Genomic DNA, 22,369 nt, shown 5'->3' with positions numbered 1-22,369 from the left:
CTCGGAGAAACGAATACCGGTTCAGATGATACCCATGTCCGAGAGGCGCTCCGGGAGATAGGTGTCGGTCACGAAGTCGAGACCGTGTGAGGCGAGTGCCTGCTGTTCGGACTTCTTCTCGATGTCGAGTTGGAGCTCTATCTGTTCCCGCCAGTAGTCGGTCTGGTAGCGCGGGTCTTCGAGTTCGCTTTCGAGCGCGTTCTTGTCCGAATCGCTCAGCGGGTCGGTCGGCAGGTCGTACTCCACGATGTCCTTCGGTTGGATGCCGATGAACTTCGCCTCGGGCGTGGCGAGGTAGTCGCTCAGGTGCGCGCTCTTGATGGACCCGTAGGCGACGGACCCGTAGATGCGGTAACTCCACGGGTCACCGTCGGTGAAGACCGTGACCGGCAGGTCCAACTCCTCGTGCAGGCGCTTGGTCAGGCGGCGGGTCGCTCGTGCCGGTTGGCCGCCGAGGTGGACGATGATGGTGTTGTACTCCTCGTCGAACCCGTTCTCGACGAGTCGATCGCGCATCCCACCGGTTTCCACACACAGGACGAAGTCCGCGTCGTGGTCGAGGAACTCGATGGTGTCGGGATTGTTCGGAATCTGGTAGCCGCCCTGTCCCACGTCGTCCTGACAGTGAATCTCCCGGTCGCCTCGATTGGTCTGCTCCCGGAGGAGCAGCGGACCCATCACCTTCGCGCCGGACTCCTCGGGTCGCATGTGGAAGTCCTCGCGGGTCACGTCCGAGACGATTTCCAGGTCCTCTATCAACTGGTTCGACTCGTCTTGGGTGGAAAACTGCGCTTCGTCCGCGTCCCACGACTCGGAGAGGTAGTACAACTCACGAAGGGTCGAGGAGCGGTCTTCCTCCAACTGGTTCGCGAGGAAATCGATGGTGTACACCGCTTTCAGTAGCTTTCTGGCTCCCCGAACGCTGTTCGCGCTCCGGGTGCTTTTCCTGTCGCCGTACACCCAGACGTTCGCGTCCTCGTCGTACTCGATGTTGCTCTTCGTCCGGGTCGGGATGGACATCTCCGGTATCTGCCCGCCCGCGAACTGGTCGTAGAACTCCGCGGCGAGGTCGATGAGTTTCGCTTGGGCTTCTGCGTTGTCGTTATCCGGGCTCATGTGTTGTTGGTCAGTCGCTCGTCTTCGATTCCTTCGACCGTTACGGCGTCGAACGATACGTCTTCCGCGACGGTGTATTCGAGGACGGACTCATCGCCGCTTTCCACGGTTGGCTCCCACGTCACGAACCATTCGCCGTCCATCTCGACGGCTGTCGCGCCGTCCGAGAGGTTCCGGGGTTCCGTCGCTACGATTTCGGTCAGTTTCGGCGATTCGTTGGTCGACCCGTGGTTCTCCACGATGAGCGTCACCGTGTCCTCTTCGACTTCGCGTTCGACCAGTACGTTGTTCATGATACGCGCCAGCGAGTCGCCGATTTCCAGTTCCTCCTGTCCAGTCACGGACGAGAGCTTTTCGGCCATCTCGGGCAGGATGGTGGCGATGACGTTCTGTTTCTTCTGGCGTTTCTTGAGTGACTGACGCTTGTTGAGGTACGATTTGAGTTCGCGGGCCGCCTCCCGAATCGCCAACTCGATTTCGTCCTCGATGGCGGGGACGTTCGCAATCGCGTCCTTGGATTCACTCGTGAACGGGACGTTCGTGGACGCCACGTGAATCATGATGACGACCGGTCCGTTCGGCACGCCGCGGCCGCCGGGTTGGTCGAGGTTGTAGTTGCGCCAGCCGATGGACTTCACTACGTCCGTCGTCGCACAGGCACCGCGCTGGTAAACCAACGGCACGCGGTTCGCAAAGCGGAGGAGTTCGGCCGACCCCTCGGCCTGTAGGTCGCCGCCGTAGGCGATTCCGGCCTCCACGATGAACGGGTCGCCGCCGTGAACGTCCGCGTCGCGGGTCGCCGCCGCGTAGAAGTCCGCGTCGTACTCCTTACGGAGTCCGGCCTCCACGAGGTCCGCGGTGATGGGCGACAGGCAGTTGGTCGGCGGCGAGATGATGTCCGTCTCCGTCATCGCGTCGAGGAGTTTGCTCGCGGTGTCACGACTGCTCGCGACGTCGCGGACTTTCGGCACGTCGTCCGGCACCGTCACCATCGATTTCCAGATGGCCTCGGCGACGTTCTCGCGGGCCGTCTCGCCTATCGTCGCGTCCTCGCGCTCCTCGGTCATGTCGGCCGCGCGATTGACGTACTCCGTGAGTTGCTTTTGGGTCGCGCGGTCGTGACCCTCCTCGCCGTCGAACTTCGCGGCGATTCGTTCGGCGAGGGCGCGGACCGTCTCGTCGTCCTTTCGAACGCTCGTCGCGTCGTCTACGAGTTCGTACAGGTCCGTCACGCGGTCGTCGGTTATCGCGTCCCACGCTGCATCGAGGGCGTTCTCCTGTACCGTCGCGCCGAACGAGGTTCCAAACGCGTCCTCCGTTTCGTCGGCGGCAACGGCGATGACGCCACGGAGTTGGTGGTGTGCTATTCGGTCGCTCTCGCCGCCCCGTTTGGCGATCGTTCCCGCGAACGCGCTAGTCGCGTCGGCACCCTTGTTCGCCACGGCCGATTCGACGGCCGACTCGATGTCGACCTCCTCGTGGGTCTGCGGCGGGCGCCACGCGGCCTCCCGGCCGAAGTGTCGGTCGCGGAAGTTCTCGATGACATTCTCGGACGTCTTCTTGCCGACGCGGGTGAACTCCTCCTGCAGGAACCCGGAGATGCTGTGTGAATCAGTGCTTCCGAGCATCTTCAGAAGCGTTCCGAGTTCGACGCCGTGCGGGTGCGGGCGAATCTCTTCGGTTTCCGCCGGGAGACTCGCACCCTCGGCACGTTCGAACACCATCTCGTCGCCGTCTTCCATTCCTGGTTCCTCGAAGACTATCTTCGCGTGCGGGTTGACGACGGCGGTGTGTTTGATGTACCGGAGGAGTTGCTGGCGGGCGCGCATGTTCGCTTCCATTTCGAGTTCGATGCGCGTGCCGTGCGTTCCGACGAGTTCGCGGCCGACGGGCGGCGTGTCGGACTCGTTCTGAATCTCGGGTTCGTTCTCGTCGGTATCGATGATGAGTTCGAAGTAGCGTTGTCCGCCGCTTCCCTTCGGTTTACTCGTGATTTTCGCGGGTTTCCCGCTCGTCAGTTGGGAGTACAGGACGGCGGCGGAGATGCCGATACCCTGCTGCCCGCGGGACTGCTCGCGCTTGTGGAACCGCGACCCGTAAAGGAGTTTCCCGAACACTTTCGGGATCTGCTCGCGGGTGATTCCCGGCCCCTCGTCCTCGACGATGAGTCGGTAGTAGTCGCCGACCTCCTCGATTTTCACGCGGACGAACGGTTTCAATCGGGCTTCTTCGGAGGCGTCGAGGGCGTTGTCGACCGCCTCCTTGACGGCGGTGACCAACCCCCGGGCACCGCTGTCGAAGCCGAGCATATGCTTGTTCTTCTCAAAGAACTCGGCGATGGAGATCTGTCGTTGGCTTTCGGCCAACTCTTCGGCGATCCCCTCGTCGCCGAGCGTAGACTGCATCGAAGGCATTCTTCGGACGTATTTATCCTCGCGGACGTTAAAACTGCGCCGATGGGGCGGAGTGAAAGTGAAAGTGGCGCCGATGGGTACTCTCCCGACTGAGGAAGCCGTTTCTCGATTCTTCCACCCGGTTTTACCCCTGTTCGTCGGACCCGTTCGCGACGTACCGAACTCCGTCGAGCCATCGACGTTGCTTTCGTCTCGGAACTTCTTCGACGAGGTAGGGACTGTCGGCGGTGCCGTTCACGTTCGGCGAGCTGATTCGAAGTCGACATAGCGGCCCTGTCTTTCTCTCTCCGTGGGAGAAAAGGAGGAAAGGGTTAGGGGAGGCTAATTTTAATTGCCACCGCGCGCGCGTGCGTGAGCTTTATCAGTCGTGCCTTCCTACTAAAAATCAGAATTTATGAGCGACGGAAATGAGTATAGTGCCGGGCAGATTCAGGTCCTCGAAGGGCTCGAAGCCGTTCGAAAACGTCCGGCAATGTATATCGGTTCTACCGACTCTCGTGGGTTACATCACCTCGTCTACGAAGTGGTGGACAACTCCATCGACGAGGCGTTGGCCGGATACTGTGACACTATCGACGTAACGATTCACGAAGACAACTCCGTCAGCATCGCGGACGACGGACGCGGGATTCCCGTGGACCGCCACGAGGAGTACGACATGCCCGCACTGGAGGTCATTTTAACCGTCCTCCACGCCGGTGGGAAGTTCGACAACAAATCCTACCAAGTATCCGGGGGTCTCCACGGCGTCGGCATCTCCGTGGTAAACGCCCTCTCGGAGAAGTTCGACGTCGAAGTGAAACGCGACGGCGGCGTCTGGAAACAGACGTTCGAGCGCGGCGACCCGGCCGGCGAAATGGAGCGCGTCCGTGACATGCGTGATGACGAGGAAACGGGTACGTATCAGCGATTCTGGCCCGACATGGAAATCTTCGAGACGGCGGATTTCACTTACTCCACGCTCGAAAACCGCCTGCGCGAACTCGCGTTCCTCAATTCCGGCGTCGAAATCGCGCTCGCCGACGAGCGCGACGAGGAGAAGGGCGACACGTTCCGCTACGACGGCGGTATCCGTGAGTTCGTCGAATACCTGAACGAGACGAAAACCGCCCTCCACAACGAGGTCATCTACTTCGAGGACGAGGACGAGAACATCCAAGTCGAGGTGGCGATGCAGGCCACCGACGAACTGCAGGGCTCGATTCACGCCTTCGCCAACAACATCAACACCCGCGAGGGAGGCACGCACCTGACCGGGTTCAAGACCGCCCTCACCCGCGTCGTCAACGACTACGCGAACGACAACGACATGTTGGTGGACATCGACGAGAACCTCCGCGGCGAGGACATCCGCGAAGGGTTGACGGCGGTCATCTCGGTGAAACACCCCGACCCGCAGTTCGAGGGGCAGACGAAGACGAAACTCGGCAACAGCGAAGTCCGGGGTATCGTCGAGAGCGCCGTCCACGAGGGACTGTCGGTCTACTTCGAGGAACACCCGGACACCGCACAGGCCATCATCCGCAAGGCAGTCGAGGCCGCGAAGGCCAGGAAAGCCGCGAAGAAGGCCGAAGAACTCACCCGTCGGAAGAGCGCGCTCGAATCCAGCGCGCTGCCGGGCAAACTCGCCGACTGTCAGTCGCGCGACCCGAAGAAGTCCGAACTGTTCGTAGTGGAGGGTGACTCGGCGGGCGGGTCCGCAAAGCAGGCCCGTGACCGCGAGTTCCAAGCCATCTTGCCGCTGTTCGGCAAGGTTCTGAACGTCGAGAAACACCGTCTCGACCGCGTGCTGGAGAACGAGAAGATTCGAAACTTCATCACGGCCATCGGGTCCGGCGTCGGCGAGGAGTTCGACATCGACGAGACGCGCTATCACAAAATCATCATCATGACCGACGCGGACGTGGACGGAGCGCACATCAGGACGCTCTATCTGACGCTCCTCTATCGCTACATGCAACCGCTGTTGGAGGCCGGCTATGTGTACGCCGCCCAACCGCCGCTGTACCGCGTTCGCTACCGGGGCAAGACGTACGACGCGATGACCGAGGAGGAACGCGACCAAATCATCGAAGAGAAATGCAACGGGAACCCCTCGCAGGTCCAGCGGTTCAAAGGATTAGGCGAGATGAACCCCGAGCAGTTGTGGGAGACGACGATGAACCCCGAAAACCGCATCCTCAAACAGATAACCATCGAGGACGCCGCGGCCGCGGACAAGATGTTCTCGGTGCTGATGGGTGACGCCGTCGGGCCGCGAAAGCAGTTCATTCAGGACCACGCCACCGAAGCGGAGTGGGTCGATATATGAGTTCAGACACACCAGACAATCCGGACCTCCCGGACGAGGTAGCGGAGAAGGTACGGAACGTCCGCGTCGAGGACGAGATGGAACAGAGCTACATCGACTACGCGATGTCCGTCATCGCGGGCCGAGCCCTCCCGGACGTGCGCGACGGGTTGAAACCCGTCCACAAGCGCATCCTCTACGCGATGCATCGGTCGGGCGTGACCAGCAACGCGAGTCACCGCAAATCCTCGAACATCGTCGGGGACACGATGGGCGACTTCCACCCGCACGGCGACCAGTCGATTTACGACGCCCTCGCCCGGATGGCACAGACGTTCTCCATGCGTTATCCCCTCATCGACGGACAGGGGAACTTCGGCAGCGTGGACGGCGACCCGCCGGCGGCGATGCGGTACACCGAGGCTCGGATGGACTCGCTGTCCGAGGAGATGCTCGCCGACATCGAGATGGACACGGTGGACTTCAAGCCCAACTACGACGGGCGATTGGAGGAACCGGAAGTCCTCCCTTCGGCGGTCCCGAACCTCCTAATCAACGGGTCGTCAGGAATCGCCGTCGGGATGTCCACGAACATCCCGCCGCACAATTTAGGTGAAGTCATCGACGCGACGGTCGAACTCATCGACAACCCGGACGCGACGATAGAGGACCTGATGGAGCACGTCAAGGGACCGGACTTCCCGACCGGCGCGAACATCGTCGGGCGGAACGCCATCCATCAGGCGTACAAAACCGGACGGGGACGCCTCCGCGTCCGCGCCGAATACGAAGTGCAGGACGACCGAATCGTCATCACGGAACTGCCGTTCCAGACGAACAAGGCGCGACTCATCCAACGAATCGCCGACCACGTCAACGACGGCACCATCGACGGCATCCGCGACCTCCGTGACGAGTCCGACCGCGACGGCATCCGCGTCGTGGTGGAACTCAAGCAGAACGCGATTCCGGAGGTCGTCGAGAACCAACTGCTGAACCATCGCCTCGAGCGAACCTTCAGCATAATCTCACTGGCGCTGGTCAACGGCCAACCGAAAGTCCTGACGCTGAAGGAACTGCTTCAGCACTACTTGGACCACCGCCGCGACGTCGTCAGGCGGCGCAGCGAGTTCGAACTCGACGAGGCGGAAGAACGGGCACACATCCTCGAAGGCCGACTGCGTGCGCTCGGGGAAATCGACGACGTGGTCGAACTCATCCGCAACGCGGACGACCGGGACGGCGCACGAAGCGGGTTGCAGGAGACGTTCGATTTCTCGGAGAAGCAGGCCGAACACATCGTTCGGATGCAACTCGGAAGCCTCACCTCCCTCGAATCCGAGGAGATAGAGTCCGAGTACGAGGACGTGACGGCGCGCATCGAGCGCCTCGAAACCATCCTCGGCGACGAGTCGGAACTCCTCGGCGTCATCGAGGAGGAACTCCTCGAAATGAAGGAGAAGTACGCCGACGACCGTCGGACGAAAATCGTGGAGGACACGTCGGAGGTCACCCGCGAGGACCTCATCGCCGAGGAGGACGTGTTCGTCGTCGTCACCGAGCAGGACTACGTCAAGCGCATGCCCATCGACCGGTTCGACGCACAGGGTCGCGGTGGCAAGGGTATCATCGGCGCGGACGTGAAAGAGGACGACAAGATTTCGAAGGTGTTCCGCGCGAACACCCACGATTACCTCCTCTGCTTTACGAACCACGGACAGGTCTACCGCCTGAAGACCTACGAGATACCCGAGATGTCGCGTACGGCACGCGGCAAATCCGCGGTCAACATCCTCGATTTGGAGCGGGACGAGGACATCACCGCCGTCATCACGACGGACGAGTTCGAGGAGGACGAGTCGCTGAGCATGGTCACCCAGCAAGGCTACGTCAAGCGAACCGCCGCGAAGGACTTCGAGAACATTCTCTCGACCGGCATCATCGCCGCGCGACTCGAAGACGGCGACAAACTCGTAGACGTGAAGGTGACGGACGGTACGAAGGACCTCCTCATCTCCACGAAAAAGGGGATGACCATTCGCTTCGACGAAACCGAGGCCCGCGAGATGGGCCGCAACGCCCGTGGCGTTCACGGTATCCGACTGGACGACGACGACGAAGTCGTCGGGATGGTCGCCGCGAACGGCGACGTCGATGACCTCCTCACCGTCACCCGGCGCGGGTACGGAAAACGGACAAAACTCACGGAGTATCGTGCCCAATCTCGCAACGGAAAGGGCCTCATCGACATCAAGACGGGCGACCGGAACGGCCCAGTCACCGAAGTGAAGACCGTCATCGACGACGACCACCTCGTCATGATGAGCGAGCGGGGCCAAATCATGCGAATCCGGGCGGCGGACATCTCCGAAGTCGGCCGGAACACGATGGGCGTCACCGTGATGGACGTGAACGAGGACGACCGCGTGGCGAGCGTGGACGTGATTCCCGCCGAAGCGGCGGAGGCGATGCCGGACGACGCCGAAACGGCGGACGAAGAATCGGCGCCGGTCGCCGACGAATAGCGGTTACGGCGCGATTTTCACGCGTTCACTCTCTCTTTTATCGTTCGGCTTGCTCGTCGACACTACCATCGAATCAGCGGAATTCTCGCGCTCGCCGAAATCGGAATTTGGACACCTACCGAAGCGACGAAATTGACACAACCACCAGTCGCTAGTCACCCTTCCGGAAAATCGGAGATTTTCCGGGCCGACGACTGAATGGAGATGGCCGACGCGCGCCGCGCGTCGGCCATCGAAATGAGCGAGGAGTGCTTTTGGTCCAGATTTTTATCGAGGGTCGCTCCGCGACCCTCGCAATAAAAAGGTGGTTCTAGAGGATACGTTTCCCCAGCGCGCTCGCCGCGAGTTCGGTGGCGAGCGCGGCCGTTTCGTTGTGTTCGTCCAAAATAGGGTTCACTTCCACGAATTCGAGCGACCGGAGGATGCCTTCCTCCCTGTCGCGCGTGGCGACGGTTTCGAGGGCGGAGTGGGCCTCACGATAGCTGACGCCGCCACGAACGGGCGTCCCGACGCCGGGCGCTTCCTTGGGGTCGAGCCAGTCCAAGTCGAAGCTGACGTGGATGCTGTCCACGCCGTCGGTGGCGATGTCGAGGGCCTCCTCCACGATTTCCGTGATGCCGTGTTCGTCGATGTCGGACATGGTATAGGTCGTGACGCCGCTCTCGCGAATGGCGTCGACTTCGGAGTCGTCCACGCTCCGAAGGCCGACGAGGACGACGTTTTCGGCGCGCAAACCGGGGGCGTTCGCCCAGTCGGTGTCCGCGAAGTCGTCGATACCGAGCGCGCCCGCGAGCGGCATCCCGTGGACGTTACCGCTCGGCGAGGTCTTCGGGGTGTTGAAGTCGCTGTGTGCGTCGAACCAGATGGCCCCGATTTCGGCGTCGCGGGCCGCACCGCCGAGCGTCCCCATTGCGATGGAGTGGTCGCCGCCGAGGACGAGCGGGAAGGCGTCGTCGTCGATGGCACCCGCCACCGTGTCGGCGAGGCGGGAACACACGTCGGCCGTCTCGCGGAGGAATTTGGCCTTGCCGTCCCTCGGCTCTTCGGTTTCCGGGTCGCGCTCCTCCGCGCGCGGGACGGTCAGGTCGCCGGTGTCGATAGCGGTTACGTCCGAATTGGCGAGTTCCTCGGCCAGTCCGGCGTAGCGAATCGCGGATGGCCCCATGTCCACGCCACGTCGGTTCGCGCCGTAGTCCACGGGGGCCCCGATTATCTGGACGGGTTTCGTCATGATCGAACGGACGGGTCGAGGGGGTTTCAAACGCTCCCTTTCGTCCGGATGAAATCCTATTTAACCGAGGAGTCTCGACGGGCAAGGTACCGCGATTCTCCTGGGATATTCGGCGGATTTAAGGAAATCAATTACCAAGATTCATCCAATGTCTAGCATTGAGTTGACGCCTAGTCAGGAGACGATACTGACGGCATTGGTAAACTTGCACCGTGAGACCGAGGACGCAGTCAAGGGCGAGGACATCGCCGAAGAGGTTGACCGCAACCCCGGAACGATCCGAAACCAGATGCAGAGCCTCAAAGCGCTCCAGCTCGTGGAAGGTGTCCCCGGCCCGAAAGGCGGGTACAAACCGACCGCGACGGCGTTCGAAGCGCTCGATATCCAGAACTTGGACACTGCCGCCGAAGTTCCCCTCGAACACAACGGGGAGCCGGTCGAACAGAGCAACATCGAGGAAATCGACCTCACGAGCGTCCACCACCCCGAACTCTGCCGCGCCGAGATTCACCTCCGAGGGTCCGTCCGTGACTTCCACGAAGGCGACTCGGTGAAAGTCGGTCCGACGCCACTCTCGAAACTCGTCGTCGAGGGAACGGTAGACGGCAAGGACGACACCCGGAACATCCTCATCCTGAAAATAGACGGGATGGAAGCACCGACCGAAGAGCCGAATCACTGATATCGACTCCAGTCGCGTTTCGTTTTATTTTTCACTCTCTGACGCTCGTCGTTCGCTTTCGCAAAGTATTATCGGCGGACGCCCCAACTTCCACCGATGCACCGTCGAACTCCGATTCGGTTTTCGACCCGCTTAGTGGCCGTGTTGTGGCTCCTCATCGCCGTTTCCGGCCACGCACTGGCACACGGTGCGAGCTTGCAGGGAGGGTCGAAATCCCTCTCGGTCCCGCTCTGGTTGTTCATCCTCACGGGCGGCGGCGTCGTGAGCGCGTCGTTCCTGCTCGCAAGTTTCATTACCGACCGGTCGTTCATCCGAACGATACACCAGTGGCAACGGTTCACGTCACGGTCGGCCGACGGGGCCATGCTCGTGACGAAGGTCATCGGCGTCCTCGCCCTCCTCGCCATCGTCGCGGCCGGATGGTTCGGTCCGCAAACGCCCCGTGAAAACCTCGCCATCCTCGCCGTCTGGGTCGGTTGGTGGGCGGCGTACACGATATCGGTGTACGTCGTCGGCAACACGTGGCCCGCCTTCAACCCGTGGCGAACGGTCGGCAACCTCCTTCCCTCCCGTGATGCGAACTATCCCGAGCGGCTGGGAGCGTGGCCGAGCGTCGTCGGCCTCCTCGCGCTCGTTTGGCTCGAAGTCATCAGCCCGCTCGCGGACAAACCCGACATGCTGGCGGACGTTATCGCCCTCTACACCGTCGTCACGCTCGGGGGTATCCTGCTCTACGGCACGGAACGCTGGTTCGGGACGGTGGACCCCATCGCTCGCGTGTTTCGGTATTACGGCCGGGTCGCCCCGTTCCGACGGACCGAGTCGGGCTTCGAGTTTCAACTGCCGGGCGCACGCCTGACCGAGACGAAACTCGTCACGGGATTCGACGAAGTCGGGTTCGTCATCGCCATCCTCTGGGTGACGACCTACGACGGCTTCGTCTCCACGCCGCTCTGGTCCGATATCGCCCGACCCGTCGCCGACGCCGGCGTTCCGATGAACCTCGCGTACCTCACGGCACTCCTCGGCGGCTATGGCCTGTTCCTCGGCGCGTACTGGGTGGCGACGCGGCTCTCCCGCGACACCGCGGACACGTATCTCACCCCGTCAGCAATCGCCCGGCGCTTCGCGCCGTCGCTGTTGCCTATCGCGGTCGGCTACCACCTCGCACACTACGTGAGCTACTTCCTCTCGCTGTCTCCGACCCTGTTGGGAGTGCTGTCGAGTCCGCTCGACCCGCCGCAGGCGATGTTTCTCGTCCTGCCGGCGTGGTTCGGCGGTCTCAACATGGCGTTCGTCCTGCTCGGCCACCTCCTCGCGGTTTGGGTGGCCCACGCAACGGCGTACGACGTGTTTCCGAGTCGAATGCAAGCGATACGGAGCCAGTACCCGCTCGTCGCGGTGATGATTCTGTACACGATGACGAGCATGTGGATAGTTTCACAACCGGTACTCACACCACCATGACCACGACAGACTACAGCGTTCCGTCCGGCGAATCGCCCCACGTGTGTGCCTACTGCGGCGACCCGTTCCGCGAGGAGGAGCACCTCGTACTCCACCGCGGGTTGAAACACGGCGACGAACTCCCCGAGGACGAGGTTGCAGCCTTCTACGAGACGTACGAAGAGGAGACGGGAGAACTGAAACACTTCCGTCTGAAGGCGCTCGGAATCCTCGTCCTGCTGTACTTCGGGTTCCTGTTCATCTACGCCATCATCGGCATCTCGTAGTTCCGTCATAGATGGCGACGGCCGTCGACCCCGCCGATACGGTTAGGGTTCCCTCCGTCGTCTCGAACTCCATGCCCTCGATTCGTCGTGCGACGGAGGCCGACGCCGAGCAAATCCTCGACCTTCGGGGTGCGGCCATCCGCGCGTTCGGCACGGAGCGCTACCACGAGGAGCAGGTCGAACGCTGGGCGGCACAACCGCTCGGGAGCGCCCCCTATATAGAGTCGATACGGAACGAATCGGAATCCCTCCTCGTGGCCGAGGTGAGCGGCGAGCTCGCGGGATTCGGCCGCATCGAACTGGAAACCGGTGTGGTCTCGGCGGTGTACGTCCATCCCGACCACGCCCGGAATCGAGTCGGGTCGGAACTGCTTTCGCATCTCGAATCACGCGGGAGAAAAGCGGGAGTCGACTCGGTAACGCTCCGCGCCTCCCTGAACGCGGTCCCCTTCTACGAGGCACACGGATACGAGCGGGTTTCCACGGTGATACACGAAGTGACCGGCGGCATCGAACTGGCGTGCGTGGAGATGGCGCGAAACATATCGGTCGCCTGAAAGCAGCCGAACTCCGATTTCCGGCCCGCAAACCAAAAGACACGAAACCCTCCGGCGTCTGGGTCGAGTATGAGCAATTACCTCGTTGCGATGGAGGCGGCATGGTTGGTACGCGACGTCGGCGATATCGACGATGCGATAGGCGTTGCGGTCAGCGAAGCCGGAAAACGGCTAAATCAGAAGAACATGGACTACGTCGAAGTCGAAGTGGGCGCGACGGGGTGTCCGGCCTGCGGCGAACCGTTCGACTCGGCGTTCATCGCGGCCCACACCGCACTCGTCGGCCTCGTTCTCGAAATGAAAGTGTTCAACGCCGAGAACGAGGAGCACGCCCAACGTATCGCGAAGAGCGAAGTCGGCGGCGCGCTCCGTGACGTGCCGCTCTCGATCGTCGAAACCATCGAATTCGGCGAGGAAGAGGAGATCGACTTCGGCGACGCCTGAACGGTCCGAACCATTTATACCATAACCGTTGGTAATTTCTACGCATGGAACTCCCGACACCCCAAGACCTTCGGGAACACCGAACCGACTTGGGACTCACACAGAGCGAACTGGCGGAGCGGGCGGGCGTCTCTCAGCCGCTCATCGCTCGAATCGAGGGTGACGACGTGGACCCGCGGCTTTCGACGCTCCGGCGAATCGTGAACGCGTTGGAGGAATCGGAAGGCGACATCGTGCGTGCGGGTGACCTGCTGCACGAGTCCGTCGTCAACGTCGCACCCACCGACACCGTGAGCGAAGCGGTACAGAAGATGCAGGACGCGGGCTACTCCCAACTGCCGGTCATCAAACAGGGTGTCCCCGTCGGCTCGATAAGCGAGGGCGACCTCGTTCACGTCAGCGAAGACGCCCGTGACGAGGCGGTTCGCGAGTTCATGGACGAGAGTTTCCCGACCGTCTCGAAGTCGGCGACGCTCAACGAGATCAGCAACCTCCTCGACCACTACAAGGCCGTGATGGTAACGGAGGAGGGCGAAACCATCGGTATCGTCACCGAAGCGGACATCGCGGCTCGGCTGTCGTAACCGATTCGGGGTGTCGGCCCGGACTTTTTCACCAGTTCATTGATGAGCGAGGACGACAATGTCTTCCCGAACAGCAACCGATATGCCGGACAGCAAGCCGAGACGTCGCGAGTTCGAATGAGCGTGACCGATTCGTTCCCCATGGGCACGGGCGAGGAGGAGGCGGAAGTGACTCCCTTAGAGCTGTTTTTCGACCTCGTGTTCGTGTTCGCCATCACCCAAATTACGCGCTTTCTCACCACGAATCTGACGTGGGCGGGGGTCGTGCGTGGCATCGCACTGCTCGCGGTGGTGTGGTGGGCGTGGGTCGGATACTCGTGGCTGACGAACGCCATTTCCGCCGAGGAAAACCTCTTCCAGCGCTCGGTCGTCCTATCAGCGATGGCGGCCATGTTGGTGGTCGCACTGACGATTCCGCGGGCATTCACCGCCGATGCGGTCACCTTCGCCGCCGCGTACTTCGTCGTTCGTGGGTTGCACGTCGTCCTCTACGGACTCGCCACGCCGCCGGAAACGCGGGACGCGGTACTCCGCCTCGCACCGGGCTTTCTCGGTGCGCCGCTTCTCCTCGTCGTCTCCGGGTTCGTGGGCGAGACGCTTCAGAGCGTGCTTTGGCTCGCCGCAATCGCGCTGGATTACGGCGTCGCGCGGGTTCGTGGCGTCGAGGGCTTTCACGTACAGGCGAGCCACTTCGTCGAGCGCCACCGGCTTATCGTCATCATCGCCCTCGGGGAGTCCATCGTCGCCATCGGCGTCGGTATGGCCGGACTCCCCCTCACGAACCGCCTCCTCCTCGCCGTCCTCGCCGGATTCGTCCTCATCTCGACGCTGTGGTGGCTCTACTTCGATTACGTCACGCTCGCCGCCGAACGACGATTCGTCCGGGCGTCCGACCGCGAGCGGTCGGTGTTGGCCCGCGACTCCTACAGTTACATCCACTTGCTCGTCATCGGCGGCATAATCTTCGTCGCGCTCGGCATCGAACAGACGGTAGCGCACGTCGGAACGCCGCTCGACGTAATTTCCGCCGTCGCACTGTGTGGCGGTGGAACGCTCTACCTCAGTGGCCACAACGCCTACCGGTTCCGCGACCACGGCACCATCAGCGTCGCCCGAGCCGTCGTGGCAACCGTCTCGGTCCTGCTGATCCCAGTTGCGGTCGTCGTCCCGTCCCTCGTCGCGCTCGTACTCCTCACCGCGCTGTTCGCCGTACTCGCCGGATACGAGACGGTTCGCTCCGAGGACCGACGGGTCGTTCGGACGAACTGACCGCCCGAAGTAGCAACCTCACGACATCTTTTTCACGCGTGTCGTTGACATCCGCTCATGGGAATCGAGATTCGTCCGGCGCGACCGGACGACACGGAGGAGATACGGCACGTCGCGGAGCGGGCGTGGCACTCGGCTCACGCTCCCATTATCGGCACGGAGACGACGAACGATTTCCTCGAACAGTACTACGACGCCGAGACGTTTCGCTCGCTCATCGAAATCGAGGAGTCCATTCTCGACGTCGCCGTCGACGACACCGGGGTCGTGGGGTTCGTCGGCGCGAATCCCGTCGAAGGGTCCACGACGTTCGATTTGGGTCGAATCTACGTCCTCCCCGGTCGATGGCGCGAGGGAATCGGCGGACGACTGCTTTCTCACGTCGAACGAACCGTCGAACGACGCGGCGGCGAGCGAATCCAACTCGGCGTCATGACCGAGAACGAACGCGCCGTCGAGTTCTACGAATCGGCGGGCTACCGGCGCGACGAGCAGTTCTACGACGAGCGAATCGATACGTCCGGGTACCTGTACGTGAAGGAGTTGTGAGAGAAGTTTTGGTAGGTGGACTCAACAGATAGCGTAGGTGATGCCGAGCGACCCGTCTTTCTGTATCTGTATGTGGAGATTCCCGTAGCACTGGTTCGTCTCGACCGTCGAACACTGTTTGTACCCCGTGTTGCTCGAACTGGCGTCGAGGAGTTGGGCACAGATGCGGAACGTCTCCACGTCGGTCGACCCCGACCGTTCGAGGTTATACAGTGCAGCCGTATCTCCCGGTCCGACCGGCCGAGTGATGGCGAAGACGGTTTCGTCCGCCTCCTTCCGCACGACCCAGACGTGAACCGTCCGCTCCTCGTCGTACCCGTTTTCGAGCCAGACGGTGTGGTCCGAGTCGAACGACTGTATCCCGGAGTCTATCACACACCCCGAAGCGGCGAATATACCGACGGAGCCGAGCAGGGCACGACGGGTCAGGCCGAACATGATACGAACACCACTCCATTCTTAAATAAATATTCTGAAAACACCGCTCGGAGAGGGGAGGTTTCACGCCGTGAGGGGACGACTCGACAGATTCACGCGGGGTCGTCCGTCCCGTTCGATTTCCGCTCGAAGAAACCGTTCGGACGTCAGTTCAGTGTCAATCCGCGAATCTCCACGCTCTCGCCCGCTTCGACGATGCCGATGACCCGCCCGTCCGTCTCCTCGGCGAGCGTCTCGGCGTCGTCCTCGGGGAGCGCGACGACGAACCCGGTTCCCATGTTGAACGTGCGGTGCATCTCCTCGTCGGAGACGTTGCCGCAGTCCTGCACGAAGTCGAACACCGGTTGTGCGGGGAACGGGTCGTCGATTTCGTAACGGTGGTCGCCCATCCGCAGGAGGTTCGTCCATCCGCCGCCCGTCACGTGCGCCGCGGCGTGAACGTCCCGCTCGCGGAGTGCGGGAAGCAGGTAGGTGTAGAGGCGCGTCGGTTCGAGGAGCGCTTCGCCGACGGTTCCCTCGCCGTTCGGAAACTCGTCGCCGTAGTCGTGGTCCTTCGTCGCGGCCTTGCGGGCCAACGTGAGGCCGTTCGAGTGAATCCCGTTCGATTCGAAGCCGACGAGAACGTCGCCCACCTGGGCCTCGCCGGGGAAGATGGCGTCCTTCGGCGCGAGTCCGGCGCAGGCACCCGCGAGGTCTAACCCCGATATGACTTCCGGCATGACGGCCGTTTCGCCGCCGACGAGGGCGACGCCCGCTTCTTCCGCACCCGCCGCGAGTCCCTCGCCGACCTGTTCGGAGAACTCCTCGGTGGGTTCGTCCACGGCGAGGTAGTCCACGAAGGCGACGGGTTCGACGCCGCTCGCCACGAGGTCGTTCGCGTTCATGGCGATGCAGTCGATGCCCACCGTCGAGTAGTCGCCGAGGGCCTCCGCGACGAGCAGTTTCGTCCCCACCCCGTCCGTCGCTAGCGCGAGATACCGGTCACCGATGTCGAGCAGTCCGGCGTAGTCGGTCGTGTTGTCGATGTCCGAAACGGCGCCGACGAGGGCCGCCGTCGCCGCTTCGCTCGCGTCGATGTCTACCCCCGCGTCGGAATACGTCAGTTCCTCTTCCTCGGTCATGGTGAAACGCGTGTTCCGGGTGAGTAAAGGTTTGCCGTTGTCCCGTTCGGCTACAGCACCAACAGCGCGTACAGCGCAAGTAGCACGCACGGGACGAGCGTGGCGAGGAACACGGTCGTACTCCACTGTTGGACCTTCTTGCCGTCCAGCGGTCCCCACGGGAGCATGTTGAATCCGGCGAGGAGGAAGTTTATCTGTGCGCCGCGGTAGCCGATTTCCGTGACGATGGACGGCCCGACGAAGATGAGCGGGAAGAACAGAACGCCGAGCACGACGTTCGTCATGGGTCCGGCGAGCGCGATGAGGCCGTTTTCCCGCTCCGTTATCATCCCGCGGTGATACACCGCGCCGGGTGCCGCGAAGAGGAACCCGGCGAGTCCGCCGACGATGGCCAACAGCAACATCCCGTAGTCGGCGCGGAACTCGGCGAGTTGACCGAAGCGAATCGCCACCACCTTGTGGGCCAACTCGTGGAGGAGAAACCCGATACCCGCCGTGAACAGCGAGACGATTAGTGCTCCGACGAACGTCGCGGACGAAAAACCCCTGCCGGGTTGGAGGAGCGACTGTCCGAACCCCGGTTGGAGAAAGAGCGTGAAGGCGAGGCCGAGTGCGGCCCACGCGACCAGCAGGTCACGGAGTTCGCGCGTGCTGAACCGTATGTTCACGTCAGCGCACCCCAGATGACGTCGGCGCTGTTGTGTGCGCCCTCGACCATCAGCCGCGTGATTTCACCGACGCCGCCGACCTGTGGGCCGAGGAACGGCAGGACGACGAAGGGGAACAGGAACGTCGCTATCATGCTCCCGATGTTCGTCATGGCGACGACGGCGATGAGTCGGAACAGCGGCACGTCGAGCATTCGAGACATGATGTCGGCGAGGGGGAGTTCCTCGTCGCTCATGATGTCGTTGAGTTTGGCGATGTCGCCGATGTTGACCTGCGTGTACTTGAGTTCCATGTAGCCGGCGAACCAACCGGGTGCGAGCAGCGGGTTGATGCTCGTCAGCCACGCGATAGCGCCGCCGACGATGGCGCTTATCCAGTGTGCTCCGGCGAGTTTCGCCAGTCCGAAGGCGAAGATGCCGTTGAACAGGAACCACGCCGCGAACACCTGAATGAGGAACGTGTTTCGGACGCCCGCCATCGCCAGCAGGATGAAGAAGGCGAAGAATGCCACCGTGATGAAGTAGCCGAACAGTTTGAAAAACGAGAATCGGTTCCCCGTCTCGGTGCCGACCAGCGACTCCATCGGCGGCAGTGTGCTCGGGTTTTCGAGATATCCCTCGATACCCGCGCGGTGGCCCGCGCCGACGACGGCGATGACGCTGTGGCCCGCTTCCCGAAGCGAGACGAGTTTGTGTGCGATGAACGCGTCACGCTCGTCGATGAGCGCCTCCGCGCCGCCGGGGGAAAAGCGCCGGAACTCCTCCATCATCGCCGTGATTACGTCGCCGTCGGTGAGGTCCTCGATGTCGAACTCCTCGTCCAGTTCTTCCTCCTCTACCGTTCCGCTTCCGAGGAAGAACCCGCCGAGGACGCCGAGAACCATGCCGACGCCGACGCCGATGACGAGCGAGGTGAGGATTCGGAACACGACTTCACCGATTCCGGCGAGCGTCCCCGCGTCCACGACGCCGATGGCGCCCGTACCGGCCGCGAGACCGGCGACGATTCCGAGTACCAGACCGCCGCCGAGGGCGACGTCGATACGCCTCGTCAGGCCGCCCGAAAGCACGAGGCTACCGAGGACGAGTCCGGCGAAGGTACCGCCCGCGAGGCCCCCGACGAGTTGGAAGGCTCCGGCACCCGCCCCGAGGGTGAGCGTCGCGTTCAATCCGAGAAGCGGCGCGAGGAAGATGCCGAATATCATGGCGAAGAAGACGCCAAAGAGGGCACCGAAGAGGAGACCTATCGTGAGTGGGTCGGTCACGCCGAGGGCGAGACTGCCCACCATCCGTAACTTCTCGCGGAGGCTCATTCGCGCCCAGAATCGCTGAATCGTCATCTGGATGTCGCGGTCAACCAGGGCGACGCCGCTCCCGTGTCGTTCCGCGGCGTCGATGGCGGCTTTCATGTCCGCACCGGGTTGGATATCGAACTCCTCGCCCATGCGTGCTTGCACGTACGACAGCATCCAATACGCCAAAAACTGAAAGACGGTGTTGCCGTGAAGGAGGTCGGACGGGTCGAGGTCGTCGGCCACTTCCCCTTGCATCTGCCGGAAGCGTCCCTCGTCGAGTTCGACGGCGACGATTTCGGGTACGTCCTCCTCGATGGCTTCTTCGACTCGCTCGACGCTCGTTTCCGAGACGTGGGCCGTTCCCACGACTCGTACGTCTCCCTCGCCGCCACCGGATGACGGCGGGTGCTGGTCGGTCATCAGTGTCGTTACTCTCCCTCCATTTTTACCAGTATCGATGACAAGGCAATTTTTCTACCCGTTCGGCGTGGAATTGAACTAATCGGCCCGGTGGACGAGAACGCGGCCGTGGCTCTTGACGACGACTTCGTGCTTCTGATAGTGAAACGAGACTTCTCCGGTGACGGAACGGAGTTGCCCGTCGCATCGGGGACCGAAGATGGATTCGAGGGCATCGACGTCCACGACGTGATGGAGCGGAGGGAGTTCTTCGGGAGCCTGACCGCTCGCGGACGAGAGCGTCTCGATGATGGTTTGAACGAGCGTCATCTCGCCACCCCACGAGTACTGTGCCGAGGCGACCGGTTCGGAGGTTCTCTGTACGACGGGGTCACTCATTTACCGGTGCTTCGGTGCGAACTCACATGCGGTTGTGCGTTCAACAGTTGAGTCTTTAAATAGGGCCGGGAACGGAACGTTCTATCGAACCGACGCTTCGACGACATCGAACAATCCCTCGGATCTGTCGGGGAAATCACCGAATTCGACCGAATCGCGTTCGGCGTTCCACTCCACGAGGCCCGTGTCGACGAGCATCGGGAGGTGGACGTGAACGAGCGCGATTTGCAGCTGGTCGGTTTCGCCGTCGAGTCGTTCGGCGAGATTCGCCACCGAGAGGGGGGTCCCCTCTTTCCGGAGGACGACTACCGCTTCTCGACGAATCGGTTCCGAGAACGCCTTGAACATAGCGTTCAAGGAGGGTGACGCGGTATCGTCCCATCGGGAACCGTCTTCCGGGAGTGTCTCGATCGTCATACCGGAAATCAGCCACCGAAACGCATTGAGTGGGAAGGCTAAAGGATTAGTCCCGATCGGTTTCGTCGAAGATGGCACTGAGGACCTTTCGCTCCGCGAGACGGAGGTGTTTGTGGAGCGTCGGCGGAGCGATGTCGAGCGATTCGGCGAGTTCTTCACCCGTACTGCCACGCGGCCAGTCGTAGTACCCAGCACGATACGCCGTCGTGAGGACGGTTCGTTGGCGCTCGGTGAGTCGGTCATCGAGCGTATCGCGGAATCGAGAGCGCGTTTCGGTCGGTCGTTCGATGGTCTGCCGGGAGACGAGTTCCGCATCCTCGAACACACCGACCATGGCGTTGACGACTTCGCGAACGTTTCCCGTTTCCGGCATGTCGATGGTGACTCGGGAAACCCCGTCGTCTGCTACCGCAGAGCGGACGATACCGCCGTGGTTCGAGAGCGTCGAAAACGCCATCGGTTCGCTGTAGCGGATTTCGAGCAGACACTCGTCGTCCCGCTTGCTGACGGCACGGAGATGTGAGACGCCGTCGAACTCCCGGCAGAATTCGAGAACGCGCTCGGGGTCGCTTCCCCGCGTCGAGACGTATAGCAGAAACGACCCATCGGGATGGAGTATCGCGTCCTCGAACCGGGCCGTACAGCCGACTTCCTCGGTTAGCGCCGTGAACAGGTAGTCCTCGTCCGCGAACTGGAACGTCAGTTCGATGGTTCGCTCCGAAACGAGCGCTTGCCGGGTCTTGACCGCCGACAGCGCGTATCCGACCATCTCTCCGAGTTCGTCCAACACCTCACGCTCCGGTCCCTCGAACGCGAACGCGCGGTCGGCGTAAACCCCGAGAACCCCATAGGTAGCGTCGTTGTACCGGAGCGGAACGAACGCCATCGACCAGCGACCGGAGTCGTTCGTCTGAATCCCCCAGTCGTCATCGTCGCGCTCTGCGTCTTGGACGACCTCCACCGTCCGATTGTGGATCGCGTCCATGCCCGGTCCTGCGGAGATGTCGAAGTCCACCGACTCCAACTCCCTCGTGTGTTCCTCGTCGATGCCTGCCCGCGTTTCGATGGTCAACGTGTTCAACTCCCGGTCGAAACGGGCCAAGAGAGCGAATCGATACGGGTCGGCATCGGCGAGTCGGTTGCAGACGGCCTGTTCTATCCCTTCCGTCGTATTTGCGCGAACGACCGCACGGTCGATACTCCGAACGACGGCGTTGATGTGACGCAGCTGTTCGAGTTCGTCGCGTTGTGCTCGTAACGCCGCGTCCCGTTCCCTTTCCCCCGTGATGTCGCGGGCGACGCCGACCGTTCCGTCGAATCGTCCCTCCGCCCGCACCACCGAAAATCGGAGCTCGCACGGGATTCGTTCCCCGGTCTTGCTTCGCACGAGGACCTCCATCGCTCGAATTCCGTCCGGGTCGTTCTTCAGTAAGTCCTCTATTTCGGTACCGATTCGCTCCATGTCGAGGTCATCGATGATGAGCGAGGCGTGTGCGCCGAGCAGTTCCTCGCGGTCGTATCCGGTCCCCTCGACGATGGCCTCGTTGACCGCGACGAAGCGACCGTCGGGGTCGAGTTGATAGGTTCCGTCCCCGATGGCGGAGACGACCTTTTCGGTGGCCAGTAGTCGGCTCCCCTGTTCCGCCCGCTCCTCGCTCATATGACACTAGCGGTCAGGAACGACGATAACTCTGGCGCGCGAACCGCGACGAACTAAATATACCGTCCGAGAAGGGACGAACATGGCAGAGACGGCGACGTTGATGGATTCGTACACCGAGATGACCGAACTGCTCCTCCCGAACGACACGAACAACCTCGACAGGGCGCTCGGGGGCGTCGTTCTCCACTGGATGGACATCTGTGGGGCCGTCGCGGCGATGCGGTTCTGTGGCAATCAGTGTGTCACCGCGTCGATGGACCACGTGGATTTCATCTCGCCGATCGACAGGGGAGAGGTCGCGGTCGTGGAGGCGTTCGTCTTCGAAACCGGGCGCACGAGCGTCGACGTGAAGGTGAACGTTCGCGCTGAAGACCCGAAGAAGGGAGACCAACGCGAGACGACCACCTCGTTTTTCACCTTCGTCGCGTTGGACGAGAGCGGCAAGCCGACGCCCGTCCCGGACCTCGACTGCCCGGACGAAAACCAGCAGGCTCTCCGCGACTCGGCCCGTGAGGAGCGTATCGAACAGCTCCAAGACGTGGTGGACCGAATCGACTGAGCGCGAGAAAAATCGT

21 protein-coding genes are annotated in these 22,369 nt (G+C 62.1%); 11 read left to right on the top strand and 10 right to left on the bottom strand.

Annotated elements, in window-relative coordinates:
- Positions 1-21: 21 nt before the first annotated feature.
- Both AC1XDK_RS28325 and AC1XDK_RS28320 read right to left on the bottom strand, forming a co-directional pair.
- Positions 22-1,116, bottom strand: coding sequence for a DNA topoisomerase IV subunit A (locus AC1XDK_RS28325; protein ID WP_483353370.1), 1,095 nt, complete (start codon positions 1,114-1,116; stop codon positions 22-24).
- Entirely contained in the window at positions 1,113-3,530 is a 2,418-nt protein-coding gene (locus AC1XDK_RS28320; protein WP_483353369.1) for a DNA topoisomerase VI subunit B, read from the bottom strand. The genes AC1XDK_RS28325 and AC1XDK_RS28320 overlap by 4 nt, the downstream gene beginning before the upstream one ends.
- Before the next feature lie 394 nt (positions 3,531-3,924).
- On the opposite strand from AC1XDK_RS28320, the gene gyrB reads away from it, so the two are divergent.
- Both gyrB and gyrA read left to right on the top strand, forming a co-directional pair.
- The gene (gene gyrB / locus AC1XDK_RS28315) at positions 3,925-5,841 is read left to right on the top strand and encodes a DNA topoisomerase (ATP-hydrolyzing) subunit B (protein WP_483353368.1); all 1,917 of its coding nucleotides are present in this window, start codon (positions 3,925-3,927) and stop codon (positions 5,839-5,841) included.
- Positions 5,838-8,345, top strand: a complete 2,508-nt coding sequence (gene gyrA, locus AC1XDK_RS28310) for a DNA gyrase subunit A (RefSeq protein ID WP_483353367.1) — start codon at positions 5,838-5,840, stop codon at positions 8,343-8,345. The genes gyrB and gyrA overlap by 4 nt, the downstream gene beginning before the upstream one ends.
- Before the next feature lie 310 nt (positions 8,346-8,655).
- Here gyrA and rocF read toward each other — a convergent pair whose 3' ends face one another.
- Entirely contained in the window at positions 8,656-9,576 is a 921-nt protein-coding gene (gene rocF, locus AC1XDK_RS28305) for an arginase (RefSeq protein ID WP_483353366.1), read from the bottom strand.
- A gap of 148 nt (positions 9,577-9,724) precedes the next feature.
- Here rocF and AC1XDK_RS28300 point away from each other — a divergent pair, with 148 nt between their 5' ends.
- The 8 genes from AC1XDK_RS28300 to AC1XDK_RS28265 all read left to right on the top strand — a co-directional run bounded on the left by AC1XDK_RS28300 (position 9,725) and on the right by AC1XDK_RS28265 (position 15,394).
- Positions 9,725-10,258, top strand: a complete 534-nt coding sequence (locus AC1XDK_RS28300) for an Rrf2 family transcriptional regulator (RefSeq protein ID WP_483353365.1) — start codon at positions 9,725-9,727, stop codon at positions 10,256-10,258.
- Positions 10,259-10,354: 96 nt separating this feature from the next.
- A complete protein-coding gene (locus AC1XDK_RS28295) occupies positions 10,355-11,725 on the top strand; it encodes a hypothetical protein (protein ID WP_483353364.1) in 1,371 nt (456 codons plus the stop codon).
- Positions 11,722-11,991: a C2H2-type zinc finger protein gene (locus AC1XDK_RS28290; RefSeq protein WP_483353363.1), complete on the top strand. Its 270-nt coding sequence runs from the start codon at positions 11,722-11,724 to the stop codon at positions 11,989-11,991. The genes AC1XDK_RS28295 and AC1XDK_RS28290 overlap by 4 nt, the downstream gene beginning before the upstream one ends.
- Before the next feature lie 11 nt (positions 11,992-12,002).
- A complete protein-coding gene (locus AC1XDK_RS28285) occupies positions 12,003-12,548 on the top strand; it encodes a GNAT family N-acetyltransferase (RefSeq protein ID WP_483353362.1) in 546 nt (181 codons plus the stop codon).
- 69 nt (positions 12,549-12,617) lie between these two features.
- Complete coding sequence (locus AC1XDK_RS28280; RefSeq protein ID WP_483353361.1) at positions 12,618-12,992, top strand: DUF555 domain-containing protein; 375 nt, start codon at positions 12,618-12,620, stop codon at positions 12,990-12,992.
- 44 nt (positions 12,993-13,036) lie between these two features.
- Positions 13,037-13,576 (top strand): CBS domain-containing protein, encoded by a 540-nt coding sequence (locus AC1XDK_RS28275; RefSeq protein WP_483353360.1) that lies wholly within the window; start codon positions 13,037-13,039, stop codon positions 13,574-13,576.
- Between the two features lie 42 nt (positions 13,577-13,618).
- Positions 13,619-14,845: a low temperature requirement protein A gene (locus AC1XDK_RS28270; RefSeq protein ID WP_483353359.1), complete on the top strand. Its 1,227-nt coding sequence runs from the start codon at positions 13,619-13,621 to the stop codon at positions 14,843-14,845.
- Between the two features lie 57 nt (positions 14,846-14,902).
- On the top strand, positions 14,903-15,394 hold the full coding sequence (locus AC1XDK_RS28265) for a GNAT family N-acetyltransferase (RefSeq protein ID WP_483353358.1): 492 nt from the start codon (positions 14,903-14,905) through the stop codon (positions 15,392-15,394).
- 21 nt (positions 15,395-15,415) lie between these two features.
- Here AC1XDK_RS28265 and AC1XDK_RS28260 read toward each other — a convergent pair whose 3' ends face one another.
- From AC1XDK_RS28260 to AC1XDK_RS28230, 7 genes are all read right to left on the bottom strand, one after another.
- On the bottom strand, positions 15,416-15,832 hold the full coding sequence (locus AC1XDK_RS28260) for a hypothetical protein (RefSeq protein WP_483353357.1): 417 nt from the start codon (positions 15,830-15,832) through the stop codon (positions 15,416-15,418).
- A 146-nt stretch (positions 15,833-15,978) separates the two neighbouring features.
- Entirely contained in the window at positions 15,979-16,953 is a 975-nt protein-coding gene (gene purM, locus AC1XDK_RS28255; protein ID WP_483353356.1) for a phosphoribosylformylglycinamidine cyclo-ligase, read from the bottom strand.
- A gap of 50 nt (positions 16,954-17,003) precedes the next feature.
- The gene (locus tag AC1XDK_RS28250) at positions 17,004-17,621 is read right to left on the bottom strand and encodes a zinc metalloprotease (protein WP_483353355.1); all 618 of its coding nucleotides are present in this window, start codon (positions 17,619-17,621) and stop codon (positions 17,004-17,006) included.
- On the bottom strand, positions 17,618-19,336 hold the full coding sequence (locus AC1XDK_RS28245) for a TraB/GumN family protein (protein WP_483353354.1): 1,719 nt from the start codon (positions 19,334-19,336) through the stop codon (positions 17,618-17,620). Before AC1XDK_RS28245 ends, AC1XDK_RS28250 begins: the two co-directional genes overlap by 4 nt.
- A 78-nt stretch (positions 19,337-19,414) precedes the next feature.
- Positions 19,415-19,714, bottom strand: a complete 300-nt coding sequence (gene ddfA / locus AC1XDK_RS28240) for a DdfA family disk-determining factor (RefSeq protein WP_483353353.1) — start codon at positions 19,712-19,714, stop codon at positions 19,415-19,417.
- An 81-nt stretch (positions 19,715-19,795) separates the two neighbouring features.
- On the bottom strand, positions 19,796-20,131 hold the full coding sequence (locus tag AC1XDK_RS28235; RefSeq protein ID WP_483353352.1) for a DUF7344 domain-containing protein: 336 nt from the start codon (positions 20,129-20,131) through the stop codon (positions 19,796-19,798).
- A gap of 46 nt (positions 20,132-20,177) precedes the next feature.
- The gene (locus AC1XDK_RS28230; RefSeq protein ID WP_483353351.1) at positions 20,178-21,791 is read right to left on the bottom strand and encodes a bacterio-opsin activator domain-containing protein; all 1,614 of its coding nucleotides are present in this window, start codon (positions 21,789-21,791) and stop codon (positions 20,178-20,180) included.
- Positions 21,792-21,873: 82 nt separating this feature from the next.
- Between AC1XDK_RS28230 and AC1XDK_RS28225 the strand changes: the two genes are divergently transcribed.
- A complete protein-coding gene (locus AC1XDK_RS28225) occupies positions 21,874-22,353 on the top strand; it encodes an acyl-CoA thioesterase (protein WP_483353350.1) in 480 nt (159 codons plus the stop codon).
- The last annotated feature ends 16 nt before the right edge of the window (positions 22,354-22,369 follow it).

The sequence above is a fragment of the Haladaptatus sp. HS23 genome (genome assembly GCF_056892285.1).
Note: the sequence above shows the minus strand (reverse complement) of the source record. Positions and strands in the feature narration are given on the sequence as shown.